The 23,914-nt window shown below is 35.9% G+C and carries 19 protein-coding genes and 1 tRNA gene; 6 read left to right on the forward strand and 14 right to left on the reverse strand.

Annotation, left to right across the window (positions count from 1 at the left end; translation table 11 throughout):
* Positions 1–22 precede the first annotated feature (22 nt).
* Both BUA76_RS02865 and BUA76_RS02870 read left to right on the forward strand, forming a co-directional pair.
* Positions 23–784, forward strand: a complete 762-nt coding sequence (locus BUA76_RS02865) for a hypothetical protein (RefSeq protein WP_072883300.1) — start codon at positions 23–25, stop codon at positions 782–784.
* 450 nt (positions 785–1,234) lie between these two features.
* Entirely contained in the window at positions 1,235–6,070 is a 4,836-nt protein-coding gene (locus BUA76_RS02870) for a RecQ family ATP-dependent DNA helicase (RefSeq protein ID WP_228408449.1), read from the forward strand.
* 275 nt (positions 6,071–6,345) lie between these two features.
* On the opposite strand, the gene BUA76_RS02875 is transcribed toward BUA76_RS02870, so the two are convergent.
* From BUA76_RS02875 to holA, 3 genes are all read right to left on the reverse strand, one after another.
* Positions 6,346–6,433, reverse strand: a tRNA-Ser gene (locus BUA76_RS02875).
* Positions 6,434–6,657: 224 nt separating this feature from the next.
* A complete protein-coding gene (gene trxB / locus BUA76_RS02880; protein ID WP_072883301.1) occupies positions 6,658–7,599 on the reverse strand; it encodes a thioredoxin-disulfide reductase in 942 nt (313 codons plus the stop codon).
* A gap of 189 nt (positions 7,600–7,788) precedes the next feature.
* The gene (holA, locus tag BUA76_RS02885; protein WP_072883302.1) at positions 7,789–8,826 is read right to left on the reverse strand and encodes a DNA polymerase III subunit delta; all 1,038 of its coding nucleotides are present in this window, start codon (positions 8,824–8,826) and stop codon (positions 7,789–7,791) included.
* A gap of 7 nt (positions 8,827–8,833) precedes the next feature.
* Here holA and BUA76_RS02890 point away from each other — a divergent pair, with 7 nt between their 5' ends.
* Both BUA76_RS02890 and BUA76_RS02895 read left to right on the forward strand, forming a co-directional pair.
* The gene (locus BUA76_RS02890) at positions 8,834–9,265 is read left to right on the forward strand and encodes a type I restriction enzyme HsdR N-terminal domain-containing protein (RefSeq protein ID WP_072883303.1); all 432 of its coding nucleotides are present in this window, start codon (positions 8,834–8,836) and stop codon (positions 9,263–9,265) included.
* Positions 9,266–9,584: 319 nt separating this feature from the next.
* The gene (locus tag BUA76_RS02895; protein ID WP_072883385.1) at positions 9,585–10,328 is read left to right on the forward strand and encodes a dienelactone hydrolase family protein; all 744 of its coding nucleotides are present in this window, start codon (positions 9,585–9,587) and stop codon (positions 10,326–10,328) included.
* A gap of 59 nt (positions 10,329–10,387) precedes the next feature.
* On the opposite strand, the gene BUA76_RS02900 is transcribed toward BUA76_RS02895, so the two are convergent.
* The 4 genes from BUA76_RS02900 to BUA76_RS02915 form a co-directional block, all read right to left on the reverse strand.
* Positions 10,388–10,768: a PEGA domain-containing protein gene (locus tag BUA76_RS02900; protein ID WP_072883304.1), complete on the reverse strand. Its 381-nt coding sequence runs from the start codon at positions 10,766–10,768 to the stop codon at positions 10,388–10,390.
* 157 nt (positions 10,769–10,925) lie between these two features.
* On the reverse strand, positions 10,926–11,297 hold the full coding sequence (locus BUA76_RS02905; RefSeq protein ID WP_072883305.1) for a cupin domain-containing protein: 372 nt from the start codon (positions 11,295–11,297) through the stop codon (positions 10,926–10,928).
* Positions 11,284–11,817, reverse strand: coding sequence for a GNAT family N-acetyltransferase (locus BUA76_RS02910; RefSeq protein ID WP_072883306.1), 534 nt, complete (start codon positions 11,815–11,817; stop codon positions 11,284–11,286). Before BUA76_RS02910 ends, BUA76_RS02905 begins: the two co-directional genes overlap by 14 nt.
* Before the next feature lie 31 nt (positions 11,818–11,848).
* On the reverse strand, positions 11,849–12,454 hold the full coding sequence (locus BUA76_RS02915; RefSeq protein WP_072883307.1) for a DUF2911 domain-containing protein: 606 nt from the start codon (positions 12,452–12,454) through the stop codon (positions 11,849–11,851).
* A 157-nt stretch (positions 12,455–12,611) separates the two neighbouring features.
* Here BUA76_RS02915 and BUA76_RS02920 point away from each other — a divergent pair, with 157 nt between their 5' ends.
* Positions 12,612–12,842, forward strand: coding sequence for a hypothetical protein (locus tag BUA76_RS02920; RefSeq protein ID WP_072883308.1), 231 nt, complete (start codon positions 12,612–12,614; stop codon positions 12,840–12,842).
* Between the two features lie 344 nt (positions 12,843–13,186).
* Here BUA76_RS02920 and carB read toward each other — a convergent pair whose 3' ends face one another.
* The 4 genes from carB to BUA76_RS02945 all read right to left on the reverse strand — a co-directional run bounded on the left by carB (position 13,187) and on the right by BUA76_RS02945 (position 19,322).
* On the reverse strand, positions 13,187–16,366 hold the full coding sequence (gene carB / locus BUA76_RS02930) for a carbamoyl-phosphate synthase large subunit (protein WP_072883309.1): 3,180 nt from the start codon (positions 16,364–16,366) through the stop codon (positions 13,187–13,189).
* Positions 16,367–16,548: 182 nt separating this feature from the next.
* On the reverse strand, positions 16,549–16,995 hold the full coding sequence (gene tnpA, locus BUA76_RS02935; RefSeq protein ID WP_072883310.1) for an IS200/IS605 family transposase: 447 nt from the start codon (positions 16,993–16,995) through the stop codon (positions 16,549–16,551).
* Between the two features lie 4 nt (positions 16,996–16,999).
* Positions 17,000–18,076, reverse strand: a complete 1,077-nt coding sequence (locus BUA76_RS02940; protein ID WP_072883311.1) for a carbamoyl phosphate synthase small subunit — start codon at positions 18,074–18,076, stop codon at positions 17,000–17,002.
* A 355-nt stretch (positions 18,077–18,431) separates the two neighbouring features.
* Positions 18,432–19,322, reverse strand: a complete 891-nt coding sequence (locus tag BUA76_RS02945; RefSeq protein ID WP_072883312.1) for an aspartate carbamoyltransferase catalytic subunit — start codon at positions 19,320–19,322, stop codon at positions 18,432–18,434.
* Between the two features lie 246 nt (positions 19,323–19,568).
* Between BUA76_RS02945 and BUA76_RS02950 the strand changes: the two genes are divergently transcribed.
* A complete protein-coding gene (locus BUA76_RS02950; RefSeq protein WP_072883313.1) occupies positions 19,569–20,030 on the forward strand; it encodes an Lrp/AsnC family transcriptional regulator in 462 nt (153 codons plus the stop codon).
* 147 nt (positions 20,031–20,177) lie between these two features.
* On the opposite strand, the gene argH is transcribed toward BUA76_RS02950, so the two are convergent.
* The 3 genes from argH to argB form a co-directional block, all read right to left on the reverse strand.
* Entirely contained in the window at positions 20,178–21,482 is a 1,305-nt protein-coding gene (argH, locus tag BUA76_RS02955; RefSeq protein WP_072883314.1) for an argininosuccinate lyase, read from the reverse strand.
* Positions 21,483–21,914: 432 nt separating this feature from the next.
* On the reverse strand, positions 21,915–22,997 hold the full coding sequence (locus BUA76_RS02965; protein WP_072883316.1) for a M20 family metallo-hydrolase: 1,083 nt from the start codon (positions 22,995–22,997) through the stop codon (positions 21,915–21,917).
* Complete coding sequence (gene argB, locus BUA76_RS02970) at positions 22,972–23,766, reverse strand: acetylglutamate kinase (RefSeq protein ID WP_072883317.1); 795 nt, start codon at positions 23,764–23,766, stop codon at positions 22,972–22,974. Before argB ends, BUA76_RS02965 begins: the two co-directional genes overlap by 26 nt.
* Positions 23,767–23,914 lie beyond the last annotated feature (148 nt).

The raw sequence follows: 23,914 nt of genomic DNA on the forward strand, positions 1-23,914 counted from the left end.
GTCTCTTTTTATCCGCCGAATTATGAAAAACGCTTATAAACTGCTCGGAACCTTACATCGCAAAGATATAAAACAACTGATGGAATGGTCCGTACAATTCAATAAAGATGAGTTTATCTCTCGTTGTAAGCCAACAATATACCTTTATCCGGACCGCCAAAAAGAAATTTTTAGAGAATTAAGTAATCTGCTAAGATTTGTCGGGACATCAGAAAGATTGATAAAAATTCAGGAAGAAAGTATCCTTCAATCAATGTACCAGGGACTCCGAATCCCTGAATCGGATGATGATTACAAGTGCTTATATATCCATGAAGAAGGTTATTCTTCTATCCACTCCTATCGCTGGAAGGACAAAGAAAATTTTAACACCTGTTTTTATCGATTTGGTTTAAATGATACAATAAAACAAAATATGAACTTTATCCATCCCGAATTAACAGAGTTTTATAATGTATTGAAAAATGGAAAAGCATACAATCGCTTATTTGGTAACTGGATACAAGAAAGCCAGGGAAATATCCGCGAGATTTATCTCTCGTTTCCATCAAAACCCAAATTAAAATGGATATTAGACAGTTTACAATCAATACTTAAAGATGAAGTCTACAAACAATTACTTCAATTTGAAGATCTGCCTATCAAAAATATTGGCTTTGATTCAACCGTGGAAAAAAATCCTAAAGTAACGTTGTACTTCTCCATACTTTTATCGGATTATTTTCCTACAAACCATACACAATTAGTTCAACTAACTCATGAATATAACCTAAACAGGAAATAAAATGAATTATTTACTTTGTTTTGAAAAAACTAATGAGATCTATTCAAACTCTTATTGTAGTTTATAAAACTTCTTTCAGACAATCTCATCAACTTTTTAAAAGCATTTTGAAATCCTTCCATCAGATCATTAGCTGTTTTGGAGATACAATAAATTTCCTGTCTTTCTAACTCGTTAAAACGATCTGCGGTTCTAAACGTTTAACAACTATCATCAATGAACTTTATTGGAAATAGAAAACACAGAAAAGAAATGAAAGTAAAACTGATTGAGAAATAAAAAATAAATATTAAGATTAGAACTATCGATTTTTTTTACATATTGTTTTTCAGTTTGTTATATTTTATTTAATTTAACTTAATTAATTAATTTGTAATTAATATAAAGATTAAAATAGTAATCTTCATTTTTTGCAGATGCTTAAAAACAAATAACTACTGATAAACATTGATGACAGAAGCACAAGGCATGAGTCATATTTCATATATCGATACTGAAATTGACCCTGAAAGTCACAGAATCCTCGATATTGGAGGAATAAAAGATGACGGAAGTATATTTCATAAGACATCCATAGCAGAATTTGTTCAATTTCTTGGAACAACTCAGTTCATTTGTGGACACAACATCATCAATCACGATATTAAGTATATTGGGAAAGTTGTTGCTGATGCAGGTATCAAACCTGAAAACATCATAGATACTCTATACCTTTCTCCTTTATTATTCCCCACAAAACCTTATCATGCTCTTTTAAAAGATGATAAGCTTCAAACAGAAGATCTTAATAATCCTCTCAACGATTCAATCAAAGCAAGGGATTTATTTCACGATGAAATAGTAGCCTTTAACCAAACGGATGAAAACCTCAAGCAAATTTTTTATTTGCTCTTAAAGGATAAAAAAGAATTTAATAGCTTTTTTCGCTTTGTTAATTATACAAATCCAAACATTGACATTGAACAGTTGATTCGGCTAAAATTCAAAGATGAAATTTGTGAAAATATTAATTTAACCAGAATCATTGAAGGATATTCTATTGAATTAGCCTACTGTTTATCACTCATTAATTCTTTCATTTCTCATAAAAAAATTCATTCCATCACACCGCCCTGGGTATTAAAGAATTATCCGGAAGTAGAAAGATTAATGCTTTTATTACGAAACAAACCTTGTATAAGCGGATGTGTTTATTGTAGTAATGCATTAGACATACACAAAGGATTAAAAAAGTTTTTTGGTTTTGATTCTTATCGAATATATGATGGTGAAGCACTACAGCAAAAAGCAGTACAAGCAGCAGTAAATAATAAATCATTACTAGCCGTTTTTCCTACCGGAGGTGGTAAATCTATTACGTTTCAAGTTCCTGCTCTTATGAGTGGAGAAAACTTAAAGGGGTTAACTATCATTATCTCGCCTTTACAATCTTTAATGAAAGATCAGGTTGATAATCTGGAAAAAAATGGTATTACCGATGCTGTTACTATAAATGGTCTTCTTGATCCAATTGAAAGAGCCAAATCATTTGAAAGGATTGAAGATGGATCTGCTTCAGTTTTATATATATCGCCCGAATCATTACGTTCAAAAAGCATTGAACGATTGATATTAGGTAGAAAAATTATCCGGTTTGTTATTGATGAAGCGCACTGCTTTTCTTCCTGGGGTCAGGATTTTAGAGTAGATTATTTATATATCGGTGATTTTATCAAATCAATTCAGGATAAAAAAAATTTAGAAGAAGGAATACCAGTATCTTGTTTTACAGCTACAGCAAAACAAAAGGTGATTGAAGATATTCGTGATTACTTTAAAGAGAAATTAGATCTCGATCTTGAATTATTTACATCGAAAGCTTCGAGATCAAATCTGCATTATAAAGTCTTTGAAAAAGCGAATGAAGATGAAAAATACCAAGCCATAAGAGACTTGGTAGAAAAGAAAAACTGTCCAACAATTATCTATGTATCACGGACAAGAAAAGCATATCTACTTGCTGAGAGATTGTCAAAAGATGGTTTTAATGCAAAGCCCTATCATGGTAAAATGGATAAGCAGGAAAAATCTGAAAACCAAGACTCATTTATTAACGGTGACACACAAATTATGGTTGCAACATCTGCCTTCGGAATGGGAGTAGATAAAAAAGATGTAGGAATGGTCATCCATTATGAAATCTCAGATTCACTGGAAAACTATGTCCAGGAAGCAGGGAGAGCAGGGAGAGATGAAAATATCATTGCTGATTGTTTTGTTCTTTTTAATGAAGAAGATCTTGGCAAACATTTTATATTGCAGAATCAAACCAAACTTTCTATAAAAGAAATACAACAAGTCTGGAAAGCCATTAAAGATATCACCCGATTTCGATCGACTGTTTCTAATTCTGCTTTAGAAATAGCAAGAAAAGCAGGTTGGGATGATAACGTAGTACAGATAGAAACAAGGGTAACTACCGCCATTGCGGCACTTGAAGATGCTGGATATTTGAAAAGAGGGCAAAACATGCCTAGAGTTTTTGCCAACAGTATTTTAACCAAAAATGCTCAGGAAGCTATTGACAAAATCAATTTATCTACAAGGTTTGAGGAAAAGCAGAAAGAAAAAAGTATTAGAATTATCAAGAAGCTTTTTTCAAGCAAAAGCCGTAAGCAATCCAATGAAGAAACTGCGGAATCCAGAGTTGATTATATTAGCGATCATTTGGGTATAGTGAAAGAGGAAGTAATTAATATTTTAACTCTTCTCCGCGAAGAAAAAATTTTAGCAGATACAAAAGACCTAACGGCATTTATCAAAAGAGGAGAGAATAAAAATCGTTCACTTAATATTGTTGAGTCATTCGGTAAAATTGAAAATTTCTTACTTCCGTTTTTTGATCAGCAGGAAAATGTATTTCACATCAAAGAACTTAATGAGCAGGCAGAAAATATGGGATGTGAAAATATTAATACCAACCAAATAAAAACGATTATCAATTTCTGGTCAATTAAGAACTGGATCAAAAGAAAAAATCTAGAATATTCAAAAAATCATGTTGCCATTGTTAGCTTATTTTCTAAAGAAATATTGAAAGACAAACTTGAAAAAAGACATGAATTGGCACGTTTTATTGTGGAGTTTCTATATATGAAAAGTAATTTGGAAGCTACGAAAGATGAAGCTGATAAAGATGAAGTACTCGTAGAATTTTCAGTTCATGAATTGAAATCCGCTTATGAGAGTAGCCAAAATCTATTTAAAATAGACGTTGATATTGCAGATGTTGAAGACACCTTATTTTATTTGTCCAGAATTGAGGCTATAAAAATTGAGGGAGGCTTTTTAGTCGTTTATAACCGATTAACTATCGAACGTACTGAACAGGACAATAAAAAGCGATATACTAAAGATGATTATCAAAGGCTCAATCAATTTTATGAAAATAAAATTCAGCAGATACACATTATTGGAGAATATGCCAGGAAAATGATCACAGATTATCAAAATGCTCTACAGTTTGTAGAAGATTATTTTCAGTTAAATTATACATCCTTTCTCAATAAATATTTTAAAGGCAGCAGACAAAATGAGATTAGACGTAATCTAACACCATCAAAATTCAATCAGCTTTTTGGAGAACTTTCTCCAACACAGCTAAAAATCATAAAAGACAAAGAAACACAGCATATTGTTGTAGCAGCCGGGCCAGGCAGTGGAAAAACACGGGTGCTTGTGCATAAACTTGCATCTCTTCTTCTAATGGAAGATATTAAGCAAGAACAGCTGCTTATGATAACTTTTTCTAGGGCAGCTGCTACCGAATTTAAAAAACGATTGATAAAGCTTATTGGAAATGCAGCCAATTATGTTGAGATGAAAACATTTCATTCCTATTGTTTTGATTTATTAGGTAAAGTGGGAAACCTAGAGAAATCTGATACAATTTTAAAAAAAACAATTGAGAAAATAAAAAATGGTGAAGTTGAAGCCAGCAGAATCACCAAAACCGTACTGGTAATTGATGAGGCTCAAGACATGGATGAGGATGAACATAGGCTTATCAATACATTGATGGAACAAAATGAGGAAATGAGGGTTATTGCTGTAGGAGATGATGATCAGAATATCTATGAATTCAGAGGCGCGAGCTCAAAGTATCTAGAACAGTTTATTTTGTCCAATAATGCTGTTAAATATGAGTTGATAGAAAATTACAGAAGTAAAAGCAATCTTGTTGTATTTGCCAATGAATTTGTCAAACAGATTTCACACCGATTAAAAACTTCACCAATTTTATCTACGCAAAATGACAATGGAGTAATAAAAATTGTAAAATACAAAAGTGAAAATCTGACTACGCCTACTGTTTCAGATATAATCTATACTAATCTTTCAGGCACTACATGTGTATTGACAAAGACAAATGAAGAGGCTTTGCAGATCACGGGTCTGCTTTTAAAAAATAAAATACCCGCAAGACTAATCCAAACTAATGACGGCTTCAGTTTGTATAACCTTGTAGAAGTTAGGTTCTTCCTAAGTCGATTAAACTTAGACAATGATACATTTATTATTAGTGATGAGGTATGGGAAACAGCAAAAAAAGAACTGAAGAATAAATTTCAAAGCAGTGATAAGCTGGAAATTTGCAGCAATATTATCAAAGAATTTGAAGCTACAAACACCAAAAGAAAATACAAATCTGATTTGGAAGTATTTATAAGAGAATCCAAACTGGAAGATTTTTTTAATGAAAATGGAGAGACCATTTTTGTATCAACTATCCATAAGGCCAAGGGTAAAGAGTTTGATAATGTTTTTTTACTACTCGAGAACTTTAATCTTTCAACGGATGAAGCTAAACGACAGTTATATGTTGGTATTACCAGAGCGAAACGAAACTTAACAATCCATACAAATTCTAAATTTCTTGATAATTTTTTTGTAGATAATTTAACGCATATTGAGGACAACAAATCATATTTCCAGCCAAATGAATTAGCTATGCATCTAAGCTATAAGGATGTCTGGCTGGATTTTTTTATAAACAAACAGCATCTGGTTTCAGAACTTCACTGCGGAGATATATTAACCTTCAACGGAAATGAATGTGTTAATTCTCGTCACCAGCCTATTTTAAGATTTTCTAAACAATTCCGACAGAGAATAGAGCAGATGAAAACAAAAAAATATGAATTAAAAAGCTTAAAAGTGAACTTCATAGTATATTGGTTAAAAGAAGATACTTTACAAGAAATTAAAATTATTTTACCTGAAGTTTATTTCGAAAAAGCCCTTTAGATTCAGAGAAGAAACTAAAATCAGAGCTGCTCAATTTTTGAGCAGGCTTAAACAGACCTGTACACATTTTTTTTTACAAGATGTACAATCGTTAGAAAGCCTATTGGTCGGGCTTTCCTTGATTTTTAGTGACCCATTTTATGATTTTTTGAATGGGACACGAAATAGGACATATAAATCGTGACCTATTTTGATTTTTTTTGATACTGCGCTAAAACAAAAAACGCTGTAAACATTAATGTTTACAGCGTTTTAGCTTATTTTGGCTTCTAACCTGGCGGAGAGTGAGGGATTCGAACCCCCGGACCTGTTACAGTCAACAGTTTTCAAGACTGCCGCAATCGACCACTCTGCCAACTCTCCCTGAACTCCGATTGTATCGTCGTTTTCAGTGGTGCAAATATAGAATGTTTTTGTGTACTGCCAAAATATTTCAGAAAGAAATTTTAACAAAAATTAATAATCTGCTAGAAATCAGATAAATTATTTTTAAATTCAAACGATTGGAATAATGCGATACGCTTTCGGTACATAGAAATAAAAAAACGCACTTCAAGAAATGCGTTTAGATTTATTAAAAATTGAAATTAATGTAATTCTGCAAGATATTTTTCTGCATCCATAGCTGCCATACATCCGCTTCCGGCTGCTGTAATTGCCTGTCTGTAGATATGATCCTGAACATCACCTGCTGCAAAAACTCCCGGCAGATTGGTTCTTGCCGAGCCTTTTTCAGTAAGAATATATCCGTTTTCATCCAGGTCAACCTGTCCTACGAAGATATCCGTATTCGGTTTATGCCCGATTGCGATAAAAATACCCTCTACGTCAATAGTAGAAGTTTCCTGAGTCTGGTTATTGATAACCACTGCCCTTTCCACCAGGTTATTTTCACCTTCAATAGCGATTAATTCATGATGAAATTTCACTTCAATATTGGGTGTGTTGTGTACTCTGTGAATCATTGCTTTGGATGCTCTGAAAACATCTTTTCTCACAAGCATGGTCACTTTTTTACAAAGTTTGGCCAGATAAGTAGCTTCTTCTGCGGCGGTATCTCCTGCTCCTACCACCACTACATCTTTTCCTTTATAAAAAAATCCGTCACAGGTTGCACATGCTGAAACACCTCCACCGGCATATTTTTTTTCATCTTCCAGTCCGAGATATTTTGCTGTTGCTCCGGTTGAAATAATTACAGTTTTGGCAAAAATTTCTTTATTGCCAGCATATAATTTATGAACTCCGCCAACTTCTTTGGAAAACTCAACCTTGGTGATCATTTCATAATGCACTTTTGTGTCGAATCTTTCTGCCTGTTTTTGCAAATCCATCATCATTTCAGGACCTGTAATTCCCGCCGGATACCCCGGAAAGTTATCAACCTCCGTAGTTGTGGTTAATTGTCCGCCCGGTTCCAGACCTGTGTACAATTCTGGTTTCAAATCTGCTCTTGCGGCATAAATTGCCGCTGTAAAGCCTGAAGGTCCGGATCCAACGATCACACAATCTAAAATGTTTTGCTCCATAATTTGCTTTTCAAAAGATTTTAAAATTTACGTCCGCTAAGTTCGTAATTTTTAATATTTATTTAAAGTTATTTTAATGATACTTGTCAATATCTAATATGTTGAATTTCGATATTAGTTATTCGATATTGGTTGTCAGTTGATGGTAAAATTAGGTCAATCAACCAACAACAACTAACAATCGACCAGTCACAATTTCATCTTAATCTTATCAACATTAATGATCTTGTAAACCAGCTCTTTAATGAGTTCTGCCTCACTCATATTGACCGCTCCAAGACCTTTTCCTTTCATATCGAATTCCCTTAAAATAGAGATGACGCGGGTTGCATGTTTTAAAGGATATAATCTTGCCGATTCGGCATAATCTTTAATAAAATAAGGATTCACACCCATCTGTGCAGCGATTGTCTGCGGCGGCTGTCCGGCCATTGTATTGTAGATAATGACATTCGAAAAATAATTGTACAAGCTTGCCAACATTATTACGAAAGGATTGTTTTTAGGATTTTTTCCCATGAAATGAGCAATTTTAAATGCTGCATTGGCATTTTTGGTTCCTAAGGCCTTCTGCAGTTCAAAAACATTATATTCTTTACTGATCCCGATATGGTCTTCCACAATTTTACCATCAAGAATTTCACCAGGCTTAAGGATAATCTTCAATTTATTCAGCTCATTGGCGATTCTGGAGAGGTCATTACCCAGATATTCGGCTAGAAGATGAGAGATATTGGGGGCGGTTTTGATGTTCAGCCTGATGCACTCGTCGGAGATCCATTTCGGAAGGTTGTTTTCCTTTACCGATTCGCTCAAGATTAATGCATTGGCTTTGTCAAGGGCTTTGGTCGCTTTTTTACGGCTGTCCAGTTTTTTATGTTTATGCGCAAAAACTAATACTGTGGAAGGAACCGGATTGGCAACATAAGCTTCCAGTATTCTGTTTTCTTCTTCATTGAATTTTAAGTCCTGTGCTTCTTTTACTATGATTACCTGCTTATCACCCATCATAGGGAACTGCCTGGCAAGGGAAAGAATTTCCTGGTAAGAGGTATCTTTTCCGTAGACAACGGTCTGGTTGAATGCTTTTTCATCTTCCTCCAGAAAGTCGTGCTCAAATGCTTTTACGGCAAGATCTATAAAGTACGGCTCATCTCCATGGAAAAAATAAATCGGCAGAACTTCTTTATTTTTAATATTTTTGAGGATTAAATCTAATTCTTTCATCTTATAAATGGAACTTCCAAAACTGAATTTTCAGGAAACTTTTGATTTTAAATTCAAGAAAGACAAAGATAAGTTTTTTATTTATGATCTGGTTCGTAAAACTTACCTTTTGCTTACTCCTGAAGAATGGGTGCGCCAACACTGGATCCATTATTATCTCTCGGTAAAGTCTTACTCTGTTTCTGCTTTGATCACTGAGAAAAAAATTGTATTAAACGGTTTAACGAAAAGGGTCGACTTACTGGTTACTGAAAAAACACAGCCTAAAATCCTGGTGGAATGCAAGGCTCCGCATATAAAATTAACGGAGAAAACTTTTGAGCAGACAGCGAGATACAATTCGATTATCGGGGCAAAAGAAATTGTTTTAACAAACGGCCTGCAGCATATTCATGCATTTTTTGAGAATGGCGAGTATCAGTTTTACAAGCCGGATTGAGGTCTTAGGTTAAGGCTAAGATTGAATTTAAGAGTATTTTTAAGTATTTTTAGTAATTTAGATGGATGTCTGTGATGGTATGGAGTGGAAACAGAAGTATGATGTAGGCTTTCCTAGCCCGGATTGAGCGGCATGTCTGAGCTCTTTTCCTGATTTGGGTTGCGGCGGCTTCGCCGCCGCAACCCAAATCAGGAAAAAGCGAGTAGCGAAAGCCGGAAAAGCTCCTAAAAATCATGTAAGCAATTCGCCGGAACCAAAAAACTTTAAAAATTATCACTTTTTGAAGTTGTTAAATTATAAACAAATTAAATTACAAAATATGATACGCACACTTTTATTATCGGCATTCCTGATGAGTTCGGGGACTTTTTTCAGCCAGAATTTAAAACCTGTATCCTATAAGGATGGTTCACAAAAACTAAACGGTTTGATAACATCCAACGCCGGAAAAAAACTTCCGGGAGTCTTGATTCTGCCCGCCTGGAAGGGAATTGATGATGAAGCAAGGACAGCCGCTACGGAACTTGAAAAACAGGGGTATATTGCTTTTGTAGCAGACATTTACGGTGAGGGAAATATTCCGAAGGATAATGAATCGGCAGCAAAAACGTCAGGATATTACAAGAAAAATTATGAGGCGTACCAGAAAAGGATTTCATTAGCCCTGGAAGAGCTAAAGAAAAACGGGGCGGTTCCTGAAAAGATTGCAGTGATCGGGTATTGTTTCGGCGGAACGGGTGCTCTGGAGTCTGCAAGGGGAAGCCTTCCTGTGGTGGGCGTTGTTTCGATTCATGGAAGCATCGGAAAGGACCAGTCAAGAACAAACGGACCTATTTCTACAAAAATCCTTGTTGAAAACCCTGCGGATGATAAAAGCGTTACTCCGGAAGATTATAACAATCTTATCAAGGAAATGAATGAAGGAAATGCCGACTGGCAGATCATCACTTATGCGCATTCCAAACACACCTTCACCGATCCAAAGTCACCGGATTACAATCCTGTAATGGCAAAAAGAGCTTGGAATCATACTCTAATGTTTTTGAAAGAAATTTTAAAATAATGCAAGAATGAAATAATGTAACAGTGTATCAATTCCGGATCTACACTGTTACATTTCAATTAATTTTTTTGATCGAGCTCTACTTTGTATTCTTTTGGAGAATATTTGGTAAGAGAGCCTGTAGCCGCATCAATTCCGACACCGATAGCACCACCTAAAAGAATATTGACCAATGTCACCGGATTAAAGGTTTTGGTAAGCTTAACTTCCTTAGTAGTGAATCCTTCTTTTTCAAATGTTACCATTTGTTTGCTTAAAGATCTCGGAATTTCAGCAGTACATGGAGTGGTACATTTTTCAATTCCTTTATGGAATACTTTGGCGCCTTCCGGCGTCGAATTAAAAGTGATCTTATCTTTTGTTCCTGTAAGAATACTTGCGCATGAAGTTACAGAAAGGGCGATTCCCGCTAAAAGGACTACTGACAGTTTGTTTTTCATAGTTAGTTTATCTTTTGTAAAAAATTTGCGCGAACTTACGAATAATCTGTCACCGGTCAAAAGAAATAAACTATATATCGGGTCAGTTTGGTATCATTATAAGTTATTTTTTTGATTGTTACACTGTTACATTATTAAATTGGTACATTATGCAATTTTAATCTACACCTTCTTCTTCCCTATGTACCGATTCCATAGAAAATGCAGGGAGACAAATTGAAATATATTCGCATTCCTGTTCAAAAGGATTGCTGTAGCGGATTCTGGCGCCTTTTTCGATCATAATGCTTTGTCCTTTTTCAAGGATGACTGTTTCGCCGTCAATCTCAAACTGTTTTTTACCTGAAACAATTAAAGTAAATTCATCAAACTCGGGTGTCTGGTGCGGCTCGCTCCATCCCGGCGGTGCGACCATGTGGGCAATGGAAATACCTGAATTTCCGGTTGAATTTCCCCAATGCTCTTCAATCAGTTTTCCATCGGTCGTCGGAACCACGAATGGTGTCTGTTGGATTTTAAATTTTTTCATATTTTTCCTTTTTGATTTGGTATATAATGTTGATTCTTGAAGGTTCTCCGAAATAAGCAATTTCTTCTTCTCCAATTTTTTCTGCACCCAATCTTTCCATAGCTGTCCTGGAACGGATATTATCTTTTCCGACATGGAAATAAACCGTATCTACAAACTGGAAGATGTACTGAAGCATCATCTTTTTTACCTGTGGATTGATTCCCTTTCCCCAAGATTTTGTTCCATAAAAAGTATAACCTATGAAAATACTGTTATCACTTTGGTTATAATCATAAAAACGGGTGCTTCCCAATATTTCGCCGGAAGATTTTTCGGTGATTTTAAAGGCTCCGCCGCTTTTCATAGCGCCTTCAAAGAAGATACTGAAAACCTCTTTACGATACCGGTCTTTATTCGGATGCTGCTTCCAGACTTCCGGATCTGAAGCCACTTCGTATAAAGATTCAAAATCCCCTTGCTGTAAGGGGATTAACTGATATTTTTCATTTTCTAAAATGGGTTGAATAGAAAATTTCATTGCTTATTTTTTTATTGATGCCAAGCTGCAATTAGCTTTTTGTTTTGGCAGCGTCTGCCTCGATCTTCTTGATTTCTCTAAGCTTATCGGCAATTTTATTTACAGCATCGGGTTTGGAAGGTTTTACCGGAACTTCAGCCTGCAGATCATCCCATTTTAGCACAAGATTAGCAGCATTTTCATCGGTAGGATTCAGGGTAATTTCAAACCACTCCTGCTTATCAGCCAGCTTGTTCACCGGAACGGTAACATCTACTACATCCTGTTTCGGATCATAAGTATATGCGCCCCACTGCTGGAAATCTTTATTGAGTATTACTTTCCATTCTTTTTCTGTAGGTACAATGAATAAACCGTAGGTTCCCGCCTGAACAATCTTACCTCCGAAGTTTACCGATTGTCCGAAAGTAATTTTTGTTGATGAATTGGCTCCCGCTCTCCAAACCTGTCCGTAAGGAACTAATTCTCCAAAGATCTTACGCCCTTTCACGCCCGGTCTTCCGTAGTCAACCGTAATTTTAGACATTGAGAACTGCTGCTCTACTTTCTGACGCGGACTTGCCGCCGGTACCGAATAATCCTGTGCAAAACTGAAAGCCGAAGCTGATATACAAATGGCAAATAGTAATTTTTTCACTTTTAAAATTTTGTTTAAAAATACAAAATCAGGATCAGAAAAGTATTTGTTCGGGATGCTAAAATTTTGTTAAAGATTGTCGTTTCTCACTTGTCTTTTGGAAATTAGTATATGATTCGTGCAATAAAAATTTTATATATTTGTTAAAAACAAAGAGATGGAATCTGTTACATTAAAAAATATTCAGCAGTTACTAAAAGATGCTCCGGAAAGCGTTCTGGAAAAAGTTTTAGGCTATATTGAAGCAATTCTTAAAGATGAAAGCAATACTTTTACACTTTCTGAAGAACAAAAAGTAAGCCTTCAAAAAATAAAAAAAAGAGCATACGAACAGCATACGGAAATTGATACTTTTCTTAATGAAATGAAATCGAAGTATGATATTTAAGATCATTATTTCCGATGAAGCAAAAATTGATATAGAACATTCTTATCTTTTATTACCAAAGAAAAGTAAGTAAAAAAGTTGCGGATCATTTTTTCAAAGATTTTAAATCTTCATTAAATATTATTTCTAAGAACCCATTTTTTAAAATTTGGTATGAAGGTTTTCATTGTAAACCAATGAAAAAATATCCTTTTCTAATCTTTTACATGATTGATAAAGATCTGCGTACAATTATTATAGCCAGAGTTTTTCACACTTCTCAGAATCCGGAAAAATATCCATAAAAAACCTCACAGGTTTTTAAAACCCGTGAGGTTGATTATATAATCATTAATAATATTAAACTACATCGTCTCCATTTTGAAGCTCATGCTTTCGATTACTTTCAAGATCGCTTCCACCGTATCCATCGACGTTAAACAAGGCACCCCGTTTTCCACACTCATTCTTCTGATCTGGAAACCGTCTCTTTCCGACTGTTTTCCTTTCGTCATAGTGTTCACCACATACTGAACTTTTCCTTTCTGAATAAGATCAATAAGGTTAACACTCTCCTCCCCGATTTTATATCCTATTTTGCATGGAATTCCTTTTTCTTCAAAGAATTTTGCCGTTCCTTCCGTAGCCCAGATTCTGAAACCAACTTCGTGAAATCTCGCTGCCAGATCAGCCGCTTCCTGCTTGTGCTTATCTGCTACCGTGAACAAAATGGAACCGTGCATCGGAACTTTTCTTCCTGCAGCAACTAATCCTTTATAAAGTGCTTTTTCGAGTGTGGTATCTTTTCCCATCACTTCTCCGGTAGACTTCATTTCAGGGCCTAAAGAAATATCCACTTTCGTTAATTTTGAGAAAGAGAATACCGGAACTTTTACGAAAACTCCTTCCTTGTTCGGAACCAGTCCGCTTTCATAACCTAAATCTTTCAGTTTTTGACCTAAAATAGCTTTTGTAGCCAAATTCGCCATCGGAACTTCTGTGATTTTCGACAAGAAAGGAACTGTTCTCGATGATCTTGGATTCACCTCGATTACATAAACATTTCCTTCAAAAAGAACGTACTGGATATTCATTAATCCGATCACGTTTAATCCTTTCGCTAATCTTTTTGTGTAATCAACTAAAGTTTCTATCTCGCTTTGTGAAATATTCTGTGGGGGATACACTGCAATGGAGTCTCCGGAGTGAACTCCCGCTCTTTCGATGTGCTCCATAATTCCCGGAATGATTACCGTTTCACCGTCGCAGATGGCATCGATTTCCACCTCTTTTCCCACCATGTATTTGTCCACCAAAACCGGGTGTTCAGGGCTTGCTTCCACTGCATTTTCCATGTAGTGCGCCAGTTCTGTTTCGGTGTATACAATCTCCATGGCTCTACCTCCCAAAACGTAGCTCGGACGGACCAAAACCGGATAACCGATTTCGTTGGCAATTTTAATCGCTTCTTCCTTAGAAGTCGAAGTTTTTCCTAAAGGCTGCGGAATCTGCATTTCCTGAAGCGCTTTTTCAAACTTATCTCTGTTTTCGGCTCTGTCTAGATCTTCCAGGGAAGTTCCTAAAATCTGAACGCCGTGAGCGGCCAGTTTATCTGCTAAGTTGATGGCTGTTTGACCTCCGAACTGTACCACAACCCCTTTTGGCTTTTCAAGCTCAATGATATTCATTACATCTTCCTCCGTTAAAGGCTCAAAATATAATTTATCTGAAATGGAAAAGTCTGTGGAAACCGTTTCCGGGTTATTGTTGATGATGATTGCTTCGTAGCCCATTTCTTTGATCGCCCAAACCGAGTGAACTGTCGCATAGTCAAACTCCACACCCTGCCCGATTCTGATAGGTCCTGAACCCAGAACAATGATTTTTTCTTTATCTGAAACAACACTTTCATTTTCCTCTTCATAAGTTCCGTAGAAATAGGGTGTTTCAGATTCGAATTCTGCAGCGCAGGTGTCTACCATTTTGTAAACCGGCATCACTCCGTTCTCTTTTCTGAAATTGAATACTTCTCTCTGAGAAACTTCCCAAAGATGAGCGATATTTAAATCTGCAAAGCCCAGTCTTTTAGCTTCCAGCAGAATTTCTTTGTTGAATTTATTTTCAGCAATCGTTTTTTCGAAATCAATTAATTTTTTGATTTTCCAGATGAAGAATTTATCTATTTTGCTCCATTCTACAATTTGTTGCCAGTCGTACCCTTTTCTTAATGCATCTCCAATGATGAATAATCTCTCATCGTCACAAACTCTGATTCTTCTTTCGATATCCTCTGCTGTTAAAGCTTCTGCCTGTTTGGTTTTTAAGCCGATATGTCTGATTCCCGTTTCAAGAGAGCGAATAGCTTTCTGTAAAGATTCTTCGAAATTTCTTCCGATCGCCATTACTTCACCCGTTGCTTTCATCTGCGTTGATAATCTTCTGTCAGCTGTTTCAAATTTATCGAACGGGAATCTTGGGAATTTCGTTACCACATAATCCAACGCCGGCTCAAAACAAGCATATGTTTTTCCTGTTACCGGATTCATGATTTCATCAAGCGTTAATCCTACCGCGATTTTCGCTGCAATTTTTGCAATCGGATATCCTGTTGCTTTTGATGCTAAAGCTGATGAACGGGAAACTCTCGGGTTTACTTCGATAATATAATAATTGAATGAATGCGGGTCTAAAGCTAACTGTACGTTACATCCCCCTTCAATTCCTAATGCTCTGATAATTTTTAATGAAGCGTTTCTCAGCATCTGGTACTCTCTGTCGGAAAGCGTCTGAGAAGGTGCCACAACGATTGAATCTCCTGTGTGAACTCCCACCGGATCTATATTTTCCATGTTACAAACAACAATTGCATTGTCGTTGGCATCACGCATTACTTCATATTCAATTTCTTTGAAACCTGCGATTGATCTTTCAATCAGACATTGTGTAACCGGACTGTGTTTTAATCCTAATTCTGCAATTTCCTTCAATTCAGTTTCGTTGGAAGCGATACCACCTCCTGTTCCACCCATTGTGAAAGCGGGACGAACAATTACAGGATACCCGATTTCATCAGCAAATTTTAAAGCTCCTTCTACCGTGTTTACGATATCAGATTCCGGAACGGGTTCGTTCAGTTCTCTCATCAATTCACGAAACAAATCTCTATCTTCTGCTCTGTTGATAGCTGAAAGTTTTGTTCCCAACACTTCCACTTTACATTCTTCAAGAATTCCTGATTTTTCCAATTCTACCGCCATATTCAGTCCGGTTTGTCCGCCCAGTGTCGGTAAAAGTGCATCCGGACGTTCTTTTCTGATAATGTGGCTTACAAACTGAAGTGAAATCGGCTCGATGTATACTTTATCTGCGATTTCAACATCCGTCATAATCGTTGCAGGGTTCGAGTTAATCAAAATTACCTTGTAGCCTTCTTCTTTTAAAGAGAGACAAGCCTGCGTTCCTGCGTAATCAAATTCTGCCGCCTGACCGATAATAATGGGACCTGAACCGATTACTAAAATTGTTTTTATGTCGTTTCTTTTCATTTTTATTCTTTTATATTATTCCACGGATTTCATCCGTGGCTATTGTTGTTGAACCATTTCATGGTTCTTTATTGTTTTGGGGCAGCCACGAAGTGGCTGAATCTTAATAGCCGTAGGTGAAACCTATGGATTGAAAATTTTTTATTCCATTCGGACAACCCATGAAATGGGTTGAACATAATTCACCAAAGATATTTTTCATCAAATTCAACTCCATGAAATTTTAGCAAGTTTTTATATTCATCCTCAAAAGATTCAGTTTTATGATGCTCTTTTTGATTTTTAATATAATTGATAATCATATCTTTTTCTATTTCAGAGTAAGTGAAAGCTCCGTAACCACTTTGCCATTCTTCAAAGTCGGGAAATAATCCGCTTTGCTTTATCCATAAATTGCTTGAAACCTTTATATCTTTTACAAAACTGCTTAATGAAACTGATGGATGCAGATCTGTAAATAAATGAATATGATCCGGCATTCCATTAATTCTATAAAGTTTACAGTTCTTATTTTTAACAATTCCCCAAATGTATTTATATAATTCATCCTCATGCTCAATATTTAACACAGGTTTTCTGTGTTTTGTGCTAAATACAATCTGATAATATATCTGGCGAAATGTTGACATTGTTTTATTTATTCTTAAAATCTTCCATTAACTGGATAAAATCATCGAATAAATAATTCGCGTCTTCAGGACCCGGACTAGCTTCCGGGTGATATTGTACAGAAAAACAAGGGTGAATTTTGTGTTTCAGGCCTTCGTTGGTTCTGTCGTTCAATGCGATGTGTGTTTCAATTAAATCTGTATTTTTCAAACTTTCCTGATCTACCGCGTAACCGTGATTTTGGGAAGTAATGGCCACTTTGTTTTTCTCCAAATCCAGCACCGGATGGTTTCCTCCTCTGTGTCCGAATTTTAGTTTGAATGTTTTTGCACCGCAAGCCAGACCGATCAACTGGTGTCCTAAGCAGATTCCGAAAATCGGAACTTTTCCTAATATTCCTCTGATCATTTCTAAAGCCTGTTGGTTATCCTCAGGATCTCCGGGACCGTTGGATAACATAACGCCATCCGGATTCATCAGTAAAATTTCTTCTGCCGTTACATCTTGTGAAACTACCGTGATGTCACAGTTTCTTTGAGATAATTCTCTGATAATTCCTAATTTAGAACCAAAATCTACCAACACCACTTTGAAACCTCTTCCGGGATTTGCATACGGTGTTTTTGTAGAAACCTGCTCTACCTGATTGGTTGGAAAGCTGGTTGATTTTAATTCTGAAACCACTGTGCTTTCATCGGCATCAGCGCTTACGATTTTTCCTTTCACCACACCATGATTACGAAGAATTCTTGTCAGTCTTCTGGTGTCGATTCCTGAGATCCCGGAAAGATTTTTCTTTTTAAATAATTCATCTAAAGTAATCTGAGTACGAAAGTTAGATGGCAGATCACAAAGTTCCTTTACAATAAGCCCTTTGATCGCCGGTTCTATACTCTCATAATCATCTCTATTAATCCCATAGTTTCCGATTAATGGATAGGTCATACACACAATCTGACCGCAATAAGACGGGTCAGAGATCAGTTCCTGATACCCTGTCATTCCGGTATTGAAAACCACTTCTCCTGCCGTTTCCAATTCTGCTCCGAAACCTTCTCCATGAAACACTTCACCGGACTCCAGTATTAATTTTTTCTTCATTTTAAACTTTTATCTCTTATTATTTTATTTCTACTCTATTTGGCCACCCCGTCAAAAATTCTTTGAATTTTTGCCACCCCTCCAGAGGAGGGGAATTTAACATGGCTATTAATAGGTCGCCCTTTCAGGGCTCGGATTGTTATTCCTTTTTTTATTCCACGGGTTGCACGCGGCCCTGGTTATCCTGTTTTTATATTTACATGGGTTTCACCCATGGCTATTATAGGTCGCCCCTTCGGAGCTCGGATTATTATTCCTTTTTTTATTCCACGGGCTTTACCCGTGGTTACTAACATGTAGCCCTTTCGGGGCCTACTAAACTTCTTACTTCTTACTTCTTACTGTTACCTAGCTCTTATTTAAAGGTATACCCTTGTTTTTCCAGAGCTTCTTTTAAAATGGCCATTCTGGCGAAGACACCATTCTGCATTTGCTTGAAAACCCTTGAACGTTCACATTCTACAAGGTCGGTATCAATTTCAACACCTCTGTTGATCGGAGCCGGATGCATGATAATGGCTTCTTTTTTCATGGCTCTTTCCCTTTCCTTCGTCAAACCGTATTTTCTATGGTATTCAGATGCGGAGAAGCTCATTTTGGCATCATGTCTTTCGTGTTGGATTCTTAATAACATTAAAACATCCACCTCTTTAATTAATTCATCAACATTTAAGTAAGTTCCGTTGATTAAGGCCCCTTCATCAAACCATTGTTCAGGTCCCGAGAAGTAGACCTTTGCGCCAAGTTTTCTCAATGCTTCAGCGTTTGAGTTAGCCACTCTGCTGTGTTTTACGTCTCCTACAATTCCCACTTTCAAGCCTTCAAATTTTCCGAATTCCTGATAGATCGTCATTAAATCAAGCATACATTGAGAAGGATGGTTTCCTGTTCCGTCTCCTCCGTTGATTACAGGAATTTTTATATTTTTTAATTCATCAAAATATCTGTCTTTTTTATCTCTGATAACCACGAGATTTACGCCCAAACTTTCAATTGTTTTCACTGTATCATACAAACTTTCTCCTTTGTTTACCGAACTGTTTGAAGCATCAAAAGGTACTACCTGCAAGCCTAATTTTCTTTCTGCAATATCAAAACTTGTTTTTGTTCTGGTACTGTCTTCAAAAAAAAGATTCGAGCAGAAAACTTCCCCTTCAATTTTAGCGGTTTTTCCATTGGCAAAAGCTAAGGCTTCTGTTACTATACTGTTGATTCTCTCGGTGCTTAGTTCTGTAATCGTAAACATAATATTTCAATTTTTTACAAAAAAAAAGCGAAGAAAATATCTTCGCTCAAAATAAATAAATATTGTAAAGGGCGCTATCGCCCGGTAATTCCAATGATATAAATACTGTGTTATTCATTAGGTGCAAAGGTACAATATTTTTATAAATTGGCAAAATAAAATTTGAAAATCTTAAAATACCACGATTTGTAAAATATTTTTCATTTATAAATTACTATTTTTGTTACCCTACAACGTTTATAAGATATGGACTTAAAAGATAAAATGATTCTCAGTATTATTCAGGAAGACTCAACCTATTCCGTAAAAGAAATTTCGGAAAAAATAGGTCTTACTTTTACTCCGACATATGAACGTATCAAACAGTTGGAGAAACAGGGAATCATTGAAAAATATGTAGGCCTTTTAAACCGTGAAAAACTGGGTTTAAATATTGTCGTTTACTGCAACGTAAGACTGAAAGAACAATCCAAAAAGGTATTGGAAACTTTCGAGAAGAACATTATGCAATATGACGAAGTTCAGGAAATCACAAGCCTTTCGGGCGAATATGACTATATGCTGAAAATTATTGCCAAAGACATCAATTCTTACAATGATTTTACGGTTAACGTGATTTCCAATATTCCTAACATCGGGCAATATCATAGTTCTATCGTGCTTCATGAGGTGAAGAAGTCTACAAAGTTTAAGATTGATCTGGATTAAAATTAAATTGAACCATTAAGGTTTTATTTAAGGAGTTAAGAATATTTAAGATTCGAAAGCGAATAATAAAACAACAATTAATAATCTATAGATTTTTCTTAATTAAGCTTAATTTCTTAATAGAAATCTTAATGGTTTAAAATAAAATCAACCCAATAATTTATTTTTCAGTTTATTAAACTGATATTCTATCTTATCCAGACACAGATTTCCGATACTTCCCTGATGCGTATGATCCAGGTTTTTGATTTTAAACTCGAACCCGCCTTTTTCAATCTCCTGCCCTACCTTTATATATGCATCACGAAATGAGCTTCCGTTTTTTACTTCTTCATTAATCTTTTCTACGCTGAAAAGATATTTATACTTTTCAGCCTCCAAAATTCCATCTTTCACCTGAATATTGGGTAAAGTGTAATTTAAAATTTCAAGACATTCTTTTAGGGAGTCAATCGCCGGAAAAAGGATTTCTTTCGTCAACTGCATGTCCCGATGGTAGCCTGAAGGAAGATTGTTCGTCAACAAAATAAACTCATTCGGTAGCGACTGAATTCTGTTGCACCGTGCACGGACCAGCTCAAAAATATCGGGATTTTTTTTATGAGGCATAATGCTGCTTCCCGTGGTAAATTCTTTTGGAAAACTGATAAAATCAAAGTTCTGACTTAAATAAAGGCAAACATCGTATGAAAACTTTCCTAAAGTTCCTGCCAAAGTCGCCATAGCCATCGACAATATTTTTTCTGATTTTCCACGCGTCATCTGGGCATATACCGAATTATAATTCATCGACTGAAAGCCTAAATTGTACGTTGTGCTTTCACGGTCTATCGGGAAAGAAGAACCGTACCCTGCCGCCGAACCCAGTGGATTTTTATTAATGGTGTTTTTCACAGAAAGCAACATTTCCATATCATCCAATAATGCTTCTGCATACGCTCCAAACCACAGTCCGAACGATGATGGCATCGCAATCTGCAGATGTGTATATCCCGGAAGCAGGACGTTTTTATGCTGTTCCGCCAATTTAATTAATATCTGAAAGAATTCGTCTGTTAATGCTGTAATGTCACGGATTTCATCTAATAAATACAATTTGATATCCAGTAAAACCTGATCGTTTCTTGAACGCGCCGTGTGAATTTTCTTTCCTGTGTCTCCTAATTTTTCAATTAAGATAGATTCAATTTGCGAATGAATGTCCTCAGCATTTTTATCTATTGTAAAAGTTCCATCTTCAATATCCTGTAAAATCAAAGCCAGAACGAAAAGCATTTTTTCAGATTCTTCTTTTGTAATGATACCTGTTTCTGCCAGCATGATGCAATGCGCAACTGAGCCTTTCACATCGTATTTCGCCAACCGTTCATCAAAGTCAAGATCTTTCCCGACTGTAAATTTATTAACTAATATGTTGGTGGCATTATCGTCTTTTTGCCATATTTTTTTCATAAAATTTCTTTTTTTGATGGAAGATGGAAGTTGGGTGACGGATGTTTATAACCAACTTTTGTATCTTCCTTTATTAATTGATTTTGTCATTCCGACGAAGAATAAATCTCTTTTGAAAATATTAAAGATTCTTATGGACTTCGTAGCTTTGAGAATAACAAAACTGTTTTTTTTTGTATTATTTTCTTTTGTCTTGAAACAAAAGAAACAAAAATTCAAGACTGGAAACTTTCACTAAAAAATATTTTTATTCTCTAAAAATCCCAAAACTCGTGCGAATTGAATATTCGTTCTTCGATTTGATATTTCCGTCGCTCTCAAACAGTGGGATTTTCTTAACGTTCATAAAATTATTTTTCTTAACGCTCCATTTTCCTAGGTCGATATTTTTATGCTTCATAAACTTCCATCATCCCTCTTCCAACTTCCAGCTTACAAAATCTTTTCTAAAATCTTGATATAAATCTCAATTCCTTCTGCGATTTCTTCAATGAAAATAAATTCATCCGCTGTGTGAGAGCGCCTGCTGTCGCCGGGACCGAGCTTTACGGAAGTGCAGGGAATGATTGCCTGATCAGATGATGTTGGGGAACCGTACGTTGTCCTCTCAATTTCCAAACCTGCTTTTACAAAAGGATGATCCATTTCAATTTTTGAAGAATTCAGCCTGAAAGATCTTGCCGTTAAAGTAGATTTCATCTGAGATTGTATGATTTCAAATGCTTCTTTATTAGAATATTCGTCTGTAACTCTTACATCCAAAGTGAAAGTACAGGATTCCGGAACGACATTATGCTGAACTCCTGCGTGAATTCCTGACAAGGTAATTTTAACTTCGCCCAAATAATCCGAAACTTTTGGAAATTTGAAATTTAAAATATTCTGCAAATCTTCCATGCATTTCACAATCGAATTATTATCGTTCGGATGAGCGGCGTGAGAAGGAGTGCCTTTCATTTCACCGTCAATTACCAAAAGTCCTTTTTCTGCAATCGCCAGATTCATCTGCGTGGGTTCTCCTACAATGGCGAGTTCAATATTCGGTAATTGGGGGAAAAGCGCTTCAATACCGTCAAAACCTGAAATCTCCTCCTCTGCCGTCAAAGCAATAACTAAATTATATTGTAAATTTTCTTTTTCATAAAAATGTAAAAAAACCTGCGCCATCGAAACCAATGAGGCTCCCGCATCATTACTTCCCAATCCGAATAATTTTCCGTCTTTTTCAATCGGAACAAACGGATCCAAAGTATACGCTTTGTTGGGTTTTACGGTATCGTGATGCGTATTCAGCAGAATTGACGGTTTGAAAACATCAAAATGTTTATTCACCGCCCAGATGTTGTTTTTAAAACGCTTGGCTGGAATCTGATGTTGGCTAAAAAAATTTTCAATTTCCACAGATGTATTAAATTCATCTTTGCTGAATGACGGAATTTCAATCAGTTTTTTCAGTAATTCTACTGCGTTGTCAAGTAATTCTTGTTTGCTATAAAGAGATTTCAGTTCCTGCATGATGGTTTTCTATATGGTTTTTCAGTTCGGTTTCTTTTATTAGAAAGACTTTGCTTACATTATTTTTTGCTGCACCCAAAGCATTTTCAAGCTTAGGAAGAATTCCTTTATGCAATTTTCCTTCATTTTTCAGGGTTGAAAATTCTTCTTCTGACATGGTTTTCAGCACAGATTCCGGATTATTAATATCTTTTAAAACCCCCTGTTTATCGAAACAATACAACAATTCGACATCATATTTCAGCGATAAAGCCTGGGCAATAACAGAAGCAATTGTATCTGCATTGGTATTGAAAAGATGTCCTTTTTTATCATGAGTAATTGCAGAAAATACAGGTACTAATTCCAGTTTAAGCAATTTTGAAATCAGTTTTTTATTGACACTTTTTTCAGTGATATCTCCCACAAATCCGAAATCTATTTCAGCGTGCTCTCTTTTTTTAGCTTTAATTAAATTTGCATCTGCTCCGGAAAATCCAATAGCTTTGCACTTTTTCTGTTGAAGCTTAGCCACAATATTTTTGTTAATTCCTCCTGCATAGACCATCGCTACAATATCTAGGGTTTCCTTATCCGTAATTCTTCGTCCATTCACCAGCTTTTGTTCAATTCCAAGCTTATCCGCTAAAGTGGTTGCTAATTTTCCTCCGCCATGAACAAGGATTTTCTTTTCCTGAATTTCAGCAAACTGCTCTAAGAATTGTTCTAATAATTCTTCGTCATCAATTAATGCACCGCCAATTTTTATGATGTATAATTTTTCTTTCATTATATACATTTTTACGGTAATGGGATTTACCTCCAATTTATTTATTTGTTGATCGGATTGACATCCGCTCTGTGTTTTGTCGTATCTCTTTTTATTAATCGGATTGGCATCCGATTCTAGTTTAGGCCGTCCCTTCGGGACTTTATCT

This window comes from Chryseobacterium takakiae, from assembly GCF_900129385.1.
Classification (GTDB): Bacteria; Bacteroidota; Bacteroidia; order Flavobacteriales; family Weeksellaceae; genus Chryseobacterium; species Chryseobacterium takakiae.